This window comes from Halorussus litoreus (assembly GCF_003382685.1).
Lineage (GTDB): Archaea > Halobacteriota > Halobacteria > Halobacteriales > Haladaptataceae > Halorussus > Halorussus litoreus.
In genome coordinates, this window is sequence record NZ_QLVG01000064.1 from 22,590 (window position 1) to 30,423 (window position 7,834).

Consider the following 7,834-nt stretch of genomic DNA (forward strand, 5'->3'; position numbering starts at 1 on the left):
GAGAGCAGCGGTTCAGTCGTCTACTTCCCTTCGAACTCCGGTTCGCCGTCCCCCATGAACGCCGTGACGCCCTCCATCAGGTCGTCGGTGTTCATCAGGTGGCCGAACGCCTGGGACTCGACTTCCAGTCCGGCGTCGGTGTCGGTGCGGCCCGCCAGCATGGCGCGCTTGGTGTACTTCTGGGCGATGGGCGGCCCGGCGGCGAGGTCGGCCGCCAGCTCGAACGCGGCGTCCTCGAACTCGTCGACGGCGACGACCTCGTTGACGAAGTCGTACGCTTCCATCGTCTCGGCCTCGAAGCGGTCTGCGGTGAAGATGATCTCCTTGGCGCGGCCCTCGCCCACGATGTGCTTCAGGCGCTGGGTGCCGCCCCAGCCGGGGAGCAGGCCGAGGTCGTGCTCGGGCTGGCCGAACTCCGAGCGCTCGCTGGCGACGCGCATGTCCGCGCAGGTCGCGAGTTCCATCCCGCCGCCGAGGCAGTAGCCGTCGATCCCCGCGACGACCGGCATCGGGCAGGCTTCGAACTTCCCGAACGTTTCCTGGCCCTTCTTCGAGAGCTCCACGGCGTGGAGGGGGTCCCCGCCGCCCGCGGCCATGCTCTGAACGTCCGCGCCCGCGGAGAACGCCTTCTCGCCCTCGCCGACGAGGAGGACGGCCCGGACCTCCTCGTCGTCGGCCAGCGCGTCCACCGCGTCGGCGAGTTCGTCGAGCAGTTCCTCACTGATCGTGTTCATGCGGTGCGGGCGGTCGAGCACGACCTTACCGACCATCTCGCCGGGCTTCTCGACCCGGACGTTGTCGTAGTCGTAGGTGTCTTCGCCGCTTCCCGCCTCGTCTCCGTCCGCCCCGCCGTAGAAGCCGCCTTCCTCGGCGGCCTCGCGGAGGTAGTCGGCGACCTCGTAGCGGACCGCGCCGGTGTCCTCGCGGAGGTCGTCGAGTTCCTCGACCAGCGAGTCCAGCCCCGCGTCGTCGGCCATCTTCGCCGGGCCGTCGGGGAAGCCAGCGCCGAGCATCACGGCCTCGTCGATGGCATCGGCGTCGGCCACGTCGTTGCCGATCAGCTTCGCGACCTCGTTTGCCATCACGGCGCGCAGGCGGCGGACGATACCTTCCTCACCGGCGTCGGTGGGGATGTCCGCGCCGCCGTTCTCGTAGTCGTAGAAGCCCTCGCCGGTCTTCTTGCCGAGGGTCTCGGCCTCGACCTTCTCGGCGAGGACCGGGCAGGGCTCGTAGGCCTCGCCCAGCACCTCGTGCATGTACTCGAGGACGTGGTAGCCCACGTCGATGCCGACCTGATCGGCGAGTTCGAAGCTCCCCATCGGGAGCCCCATGTCGAACTTGGTCGCGCTGTCGACCTGCGCGACGGTGTACTCGCCGGACTCGACCAGCCACGCCGCCTCGTTCATCAGCGGGACGAGCACGCGGTTCACGATGAAACCGGGGCTGTCCTTCCGGACGCGGACGGGCGTCTTGCCCATCTCCTCGGCGAGGTCCTCGGTCAGGTCGAGCACCTCGTCGTCGGTGTGTGCGCCGGAGATGACCTCCACGAGCTGCATCCGGACCGGCGGGTTGAAAAAGTGCATCCCGCAGAAGCGTTCCGGGCGCTCGGTCACCTCCGACAGCTCCGTGATGGAGAGGCTGGAGGTGTTGGTCGCGAAGACGGCCTCGTCGGGCGCGTACTCCTCTAGCTCCGAGTACACGTCCTTCTTGATCTCCATCTTCTCGGGCACGGCCTCGACGACGAAGTCGGCGTCCGAGACGGCCTCCTCGAAGTCCACGATCGGCGTCACGCGGTCGAGCGCCGCGTCGGCCTCCTCGTCGGAGAGCTGGTCTTTTTCGGCCAGCTTGCCCAGGCTCCACTCGATCTGGTCGTAGCCGTTCTGGACGAACTCCTCTTTGATGTCCCGGAGGTTCACCTCGAACCCCGCGATGGCCGCGACCTCCGCGATGCCGTGGCCCATGTTGCCAGCCCCGAGAACTGCGACGGTGTTGATATCGTCTACGTCCATGTTCGGAGCGTCGGTTGCCGGGTGTTTCAACGTTTCCCTATCGGAGGTTAAAAACTCGCGACGAGTTTCCTCCCGGTTACAAAGGGATTTAGGGGACCGTGTGCAATATTCACCCATGGACTTCGGACTCTCCGACGAACAGAAGGCGGTTCGCGACGAGGTGCGACGATTCGCCGAGAACGAGATCGAGCCGATAGCCAAGGAGTACGACGTGGCCGAGGAGTACCCGTGGGAGATCATGGACGAGGCCGCCGAGATGGGACTGCTCGGCGCGCACATCCCCATCGAGTACGGCGGTGCGGGCTACAGCAACCTCGAATCCGCCATCATCACCGAGGAGTTGTTCGCGGTCGACGCGGGCATCGGCCTGTGCATCACCTCGGCCGCGTTCGGCGCGGACGCCATCATGGAGTTCGGCACCGACGACCAGAAGGAGCGGTTCCTCACCCCCGTCGCGGAGGGCGAGTCCATCATGGGCGCGGCTATCTCCGAGCCAGACACCGGGTCGGACGTCTCCTCGGTCTCGACCAGCGCCGAGAAGGACGGCGATGAATGGGTGATCAACGGGAACAAGATGTGGATCACGAACGGCTCGGTCGGCGACTACTACGTCGTGCTCTGCAAGACCGACCCCGACGCCGACGGCCGGTACAACGGCTTTTCCCAGATCGTCGTCGAGTCGGACCGCGACGGCTTCGAGTCCGAGAAGATCACGGGCAAGCTCGGCGTCCGGTCGTCGGACACCGCGGAACTCATCCTCGACGACGTGCGCGTGCCCGAGGAGAACCTGATCGGGACCCGCGGCATGGGCTTCCTCCAGCAGATGCAGTTCTTCGACGACACCCGGACCGCGGTGGCCGCGCAGGGCGTCGGCATCGCGAAGGGTGCCTGCGAGGCCGCGCTCGACTACGCCGAGGAGCGCGAGCAGTTCGACCGCCCCATCTCGGACTTCCAGGCCATCCAGCACAAGCTCGCGGACATGCACACCCGCACCGAGGCCGCGCGCAATCTGACCTACAAGGCTGCGTGGAAGGTCGACCAAGGCGAGGACATCACGAAGCTCGCCTCGATGGCCAAGGAGTACGCCTCCCGCGTGGCCGTCGACGTGGCGAACGAGGCCGTTCAGATTCACGGCGGCGCTGGCTACGTCAACGACTTCCCGGTCGAGCGGTTCTATCGCGACGCCAAGATCACCCAGATCTACGAGGGAACGACCGAGATCCAGAAGAACATCATCGCGCGCGAGCTGCTCGGTAAGGGATTCTAGAACCACCTTTTTTCTTCGTCGGGTGTTCACCGGCGCGCCGACCGCGTCGGCGCGCCGGTGAACACCACTCCTCGAAAAGATCTGGACCAAAAAAGGCCGCTCGCTCTTCCCTCCGGTCGTCGCTCGCGGTACAACTGCTGGTACTCACCGCAAACCGCTACCGTATGGACCGCCACCGCACTTGGAAAATTGCTAGTCACTTCTCGACGCAGTCGCGGCGTTCCACGAAATCTACTGTCACGCGATCTTCCACGTCCACCGCGAGTCGAGGTAGTACCGGTAGAGGCCGCTGATGAAGATGGCGAAGCCGTTCGCGAGTAGGTACATCAACCCCGCCCAGTTCACGAACGCCCACAGCAGGCCGACCTGTATGGGAATCGCCGACCCGCGGACGATGTTTGTCCGCACCAGTCCGACGAAGTAGTCCCATCGGTGGCTGTGGCCCGCGTGCTGGAACGTCCACGCGTTGTTCACGAAGAACTGGAGGATGATGGTGAGTTCGATGGAGATGGTCGCGGCGACGAGGTAGTTCAGGCCGCCGTACTCGACGAGCAGCCACAGCACCGCTGTCTGGACGCCCGCGGCGAACGCGCCGACGGTGACGAACCGGTAGAGCCGGACGACCGTCGGATGTCGCGCGACGGTTCTGAACTGGGAGTCGCCCACAACAGTCCCACGGGGCTTCGAGCGTGGAGTACGTTCTGGTTTTGTCGCACGGGAAGGGCCACACCCTGTCGTCAGTCCAAAATTTCACGGCCCCCGTCCGTCAGTTCCACGTCTCGCGGACGACCCGAAGCCAGTTATCCCGTGCGATGGCCCGAATCTCCGCTTCGTCGAACCCGCGGCTCCGAATTTCGTCCATCACGTCCGGAAGTCCCGTCACGTCACCGACGGCGTCGAGGATTCCCGCGCCGTCGAAGTCCGAGCCGAGCGCGACGTGCTCGACGCCGACGCGGTCCGCGACGTACTCCACGTGGTCCACGAGCGTCGAGATGGGCGTGTCGGGGTCGCTCCCCCCGTCCGGTCGGAGCTGGCCCGCCGCGAAGGTGACGCCGACCACGCCGTCCGAATCCGCGACGGCGTCGAGTTGGGCGTCGGTCAGGTTCCGGCTCAACGGGCAGACGGCGTGGGCCGCGCCGTGGCTCACCACCAGCGGGTCCTCGGTCTGGTCGGCAACGTCCTCGAAGCCCGCCGTGGTCAGGTGCGCGAGGTCGACGACGATGCCCCGCTCGTTGCACGCGCGGACGAGACTCTGCCCGGCGTCGGTGAGTCCCGCGCCGGTGTCGGGCGTACCGGGGTACTCGAACTTCACCCCCTCCGCGAACGCGTTGGGGCGACTCCACGCGAGCCCGATGGAGCGCACCCCCGCGGCGTAGAGGAAGTCCAGGTTCGATAGGTCGGGAGCCACGGCCTCTGCGCCTTCGAGGTGCGGGACGGCCGCGATGGTGTCTGGATCGGCGAGCGTCGCTTCGAGGTCGTCGTACTCGCCGACGACGCGGAGCACGCCGTCCGACTCAGCCCGGGACCGCGACTCGGCCGCGATGCGGTGGAGCCGCGCCAGCAGGTCGTAGGTGAACGCCTTCGCGCGCTCGTGGTCGACCGCGGGCGGGAGCGCCATCTCGTACCCCTCGTCGGTCTCGACGCGCTCGTACTCCCAGCCGTCGTTCGGCACGAACGCGGCGAAGAAGCCGCCGCCGAGGTTTCCATCCCGCGCCCGCGGGAGGTCGACGTGGCCCGTCTCGCTCCGCTCGAAGAACGTTCGGCCGCCGCCGCGCTCGTCGACGTGGAGGTCGAGCAGCGTGTCGTTGTGCCCGTCGAAGATGCGAACCGAGTCCGTCACGATGTCCGAATCCGCGACCCCACGCCCCGTGAAACTGTCGGAGCGGCGTTCGGGGGCGTGGGCGGCACGCGATTTGCGTGCGGCCCACGCCCCCGAACGCCCGGCTACGAAGCGGGCGATAGGGGGGAACACCTAATTCCACCCGGCCGTAAGCCCGGGGCATGAGCGCAGCAGCGACGAGCGAGTTCGAGGAGTCGCTCCGGGAGCTGGGGGTCACGTGGTCACGGACCGCCGCCGCGGAGTTCGAGGACGCCATCGGGGACGCCGTAGTCGGCCCCGCGGTCGGAACACCGCTTCCGTTCGAGGGCGTCTCGCTCGCGGGGACCGAGGTGGCCCGCGACCCCACGCCGAACCAACTCGACGCGGCGACGACCGGCGTCACGCCCGCCGCGTTCGCCATCGCCGACTACGGGTCGGTCGTGCTCCGGCCCGACGAAACGGGCGTGGAACCCGTGAGCCTCTACCCCGAGCGACACGTCGCGGTGCTGGCCGAGGGCGACGTGGTCGCCGATATGCCCACCGCGTTCGAGCGACTGGGCGAGACCTTTCGCAGGGGTGGTGAGGAGAGCGAAGATGGCGAAGATGGCGGGGATGGTGAGAGTGTCGTCGCCGGGAGCGACGCCATCCTTGCCACGGGGCCGAGCGCGACCGCGGACATGGGCGCGCTCGTGACGGGCGCACACGGGCCGAAGGAGGTCCACGTCGTCGTGCTGGAGGACCGCTGATGGCGTCGGAACCACGCGAATCCCGCGGTGTCGATTCCCGGCGAGCCAAAGCCGAAAAGATCCGGCAGGTGCTCGCCGAGGATGGCGACGCGGTCGAGGCGAACACGCAGGGGTTCAACCAGAAGCGGTACGAGGCAGTCGCCGAACTCGACGACTACGAGGAGCTGAAGACCCGCGCCCGGGAGATAAAGGAGGACGCCATCGCGGACCTGCCGGACCTGATCGCCGAGGTGCGCGAGACCGTCGAAGCTCGCGGCGGGAACGTCTACCTCGCCGAGGACGCCGCGGACGCGAACCAGTACGTCGCTGACGTGGTCGAGGACCGCGACGCCGACTCGGTGGTCAAGAGTAAGTCGATGACGACCGAGGAGATCGACGTCAACGAGCACCTCGAAGCCCGGGGCGCGGAGGTCTGGGAGACCGACCTCGGCGAGTTCGTCGTCCAACTCGCCGACGAAGCCCCGAGCCACATCGTCGGGCCGGCCATCCATCGCTCGCGGGAGGACATCGCCGACCTGTTCGAAGCGAAGTTCGACCTCGACGAACCGCTCGAAACCGCCGAGGAGTTGACCCAGTTCGCCCGCGAATACCTCGGCGAGCGCATCCGGGAGGCCGAGGTCGGGATGACCGGCGCGAACTTCGTGGTCGCCGAAAGCGGCACCGTCGCGCTGGTGACCAGCGAGGGCAACGCCCGAAAGACCGTGCAGGCGACCGACACCCACGTCGCGGTCGCCGGCGTCGAGAAGCTGATTCCGCGATTCGAGGACCTCCAGCCGTTCGTCGAGTTGATCGCCCGCTCGGGCACCGGACAGGACATCACCTCGTACCTCTCGCTGTTCTCGCCGCCGGGCGACTCGCCGACCTTCGAGTTCGGTGACGAATCCACGTCACTTTCCGAACACGACGCCGACCGGGAGTTCCACCTCGTGCTGCTCGACAACGGCCGGACCGCGATGCGCGAGGACCCCGACCTCCGGGAGACACTGTACTGCATCCGCTGCGGGGCGTGCGCGAACTCCTGTGCCAACTTCCAGCAGGTCGGCGGCCACGCGTTCGGCGGCGAGACGTACTCGGGTGGCATCGCCACCGGCTGGGAGGCGGGCGTCCACGGCGAGGACAGCGCCGCCGAGTTCAACGACCTCTGCACGGGCTGCTCGCGCTGCGTGAACCAGTGTCCCGTGAACATCGACATCCCGTGGATCAACACGGTCGTTCGCGACCGGCTGAACCGCTCGGCCGACGAGGGCGACTTCGACTTCCTCGTGGAGGGGCTGACGCCGGACGCCGAACCGGGCGGCATCGACCTCCAAAAGCGGCTGTTCGGCAACTTCGGCACGCTCGCGAAGCTGGGAAGCGCGACCGCGCCGGTGTCGAACTGGCTGGCGGACACGGCTCCGGCTCGCGGGCTGCTCGAGCGCGCGTTGGGCGTCGACCGGCGGCGCGACCTCCCGAAGTTCGAGCGCGAGACGCTGATCGACTGGTTCGAGGCGCGCGGCGGCCCGCGCGTTTCGGCCGCCGAGGCAGACCGCGAGGCGGTCGTCTACCCCGACCCGTACACCAACTACGTCCGGACCGAGCGCGGGAAGGCCACGGTGCGGACCCTCGAAGCGCTCGGCGTCCGAGTGCGGGTGCCCGAGGTCCCCGAGAGCGGGCGCGCGCCGCTCTCGCAGGGGATGGTCGCCACGGCAGACGAGCGCGCGAGCGAGACGTACGCCGCGCTCGCCGAGCACGTCGACGCCGGGCGCGACGTGGTCGTCATCGAGCCGAGCGACCTCGCGATGTTCCGCCGGGAGTACGAGCGTCTGCTCCCCGAGAAGTCGTATCGGCGGCTCTCGGAGAACAGCTACGAGGTCGTGGAGTACGTGTTCGGCCTGCTGGAGAACGACGCGCCGAACGAGGAGTCGACGGCTGGCAGGACATCGGGCAAATCGACGGCTGGCGGCCAACCGAGCGAAGAGTCGGCGGCCGCGGGCGCGTCGTCGGCTTCTGGCGA

The 7,834-nt window shown here is 67.8% G+C and carries 6 protein-coding genes; 3 read left to right on the forward strand and 3 right to left on the reverse strand.

Annotated features, from left to right (window positions below; all coding sequences use genetic code 11):
- Positions 1-20: 20 nt before the first annotated feature.
- Positions 21-2,009 (reverse strand): 3-hydroxyacyl-CoA dehydrogenase/enoyl-CoA hydratase family protein, encoded by a 1,989-nt coding sequence (locus tag DPQ64_RS16805; protein WP_115865464.1) that lies wholly within the window; start codon positions 2,007-2,009, stop codon positions 21-23.
- Positions 2,010-2,124: 115 nt separating this feature from the next.
- Between DPQ64_RS16805 and DPQ64_RS16810 the strand changes: the two genes are divergently transcribed.
- Positions 2,125-3,276, forward strand: coding sequence for an acyl-CoA dehydrogenase family protein (locus tag DPQ64_RS16810; protein WP_115865465.1), 1,152 nt, complete (start codon positions 2,125-2,127; stop codon positions 3,274-3,276).
- A gap of 237 nt (positions 3,277-3,513) precedes the next feature.
- Here the strand turns inward: DPQ64_RS16810 and DPQ64_RS16815 are convergent, their stop codons facing one another.
- Both DPQ64_RS16815 and DPQ64_RS16820 read right to left on the reverse strand, forming a co-directional pair.
- Complete coding sequence (locus DPQ64_RS16815) at positions 3,514-3,942, reverse strand: GtrA family protein (protein ID WP_115865466.1); 429 nt, start codon at positions 3,940-3,942, stop codon at positions 3,514-3,516.
- 100 nt (positions 3,943-4,042) lie between these two features.
- The gene (locus tag DPQ64_RS16820) at positions 4,043-5,116 is read right to left on the reverse strand and encodes a dipeptidase (RefSeq protein ID WP_115865467.1); all 1,074 of its coding nucleotides are present in this window, start codon (positions 5,114-5,116) and stop codon (positions 4,043-4,045) included.
- Positions 5,117-5,277: 161 nt separating this feature from the next.
- Here DPQ64_RS16820 and DPQ64_RS16825 point away from each other — a divergent pair, with 161 nt between their 5' ends.
- Together DPQ64_RS16825 and DPQ64_RS16830 are read left to right on the forward strand one after the other, a co-directional pair.
- Complete coding sequence (locus tag DPQ64_RS16825) at positions 5,278-5,841, forward strand: LUD domain-containing protein (RefSeq protein ID WP_115865468.1); 564 nt, start codon at positions 5,278-5,280, stop codon at positions 5,839-5,841.
- Positions 5,841-7,834, forward strand: a 1,994-nt coding sequence (locus DPQ64_RS16830) for a lactate utilization protein B (protein ID WP_157971761.1), incomplete at its 3' end; no start/stop codon positions are given. The genes DPQ64_RS16825 and DPQ64_RS16830, both read left to right, overlap by 1 nt.

Excerpts from the sequence above, each read along its gene's own strand:
- DPQ64_RS16805 (WP_115865464.1), bottom strand. The coding sequence starts at position 2,009 with ATGGACGTAGACGATATCAACACCGTCGCAGTTCTCGGGGCTGGCAAC.
- DPQ64_RS16810 (WP_115865465.1), top strand. The coding sequence starts at position 2,125 with ATGGACTTCGGACTCTCCGACGAACAGAAGGCGGTTCGCGACGAGGTG.
- DPQ64_RS16825 (WP_115865468.1), top strand. The coding sequence starts at position 5,278 with ATGAGCGCAGCAGCGACGAGCGAGTTCGAGGAGTCGCTCCGGGAGCTG.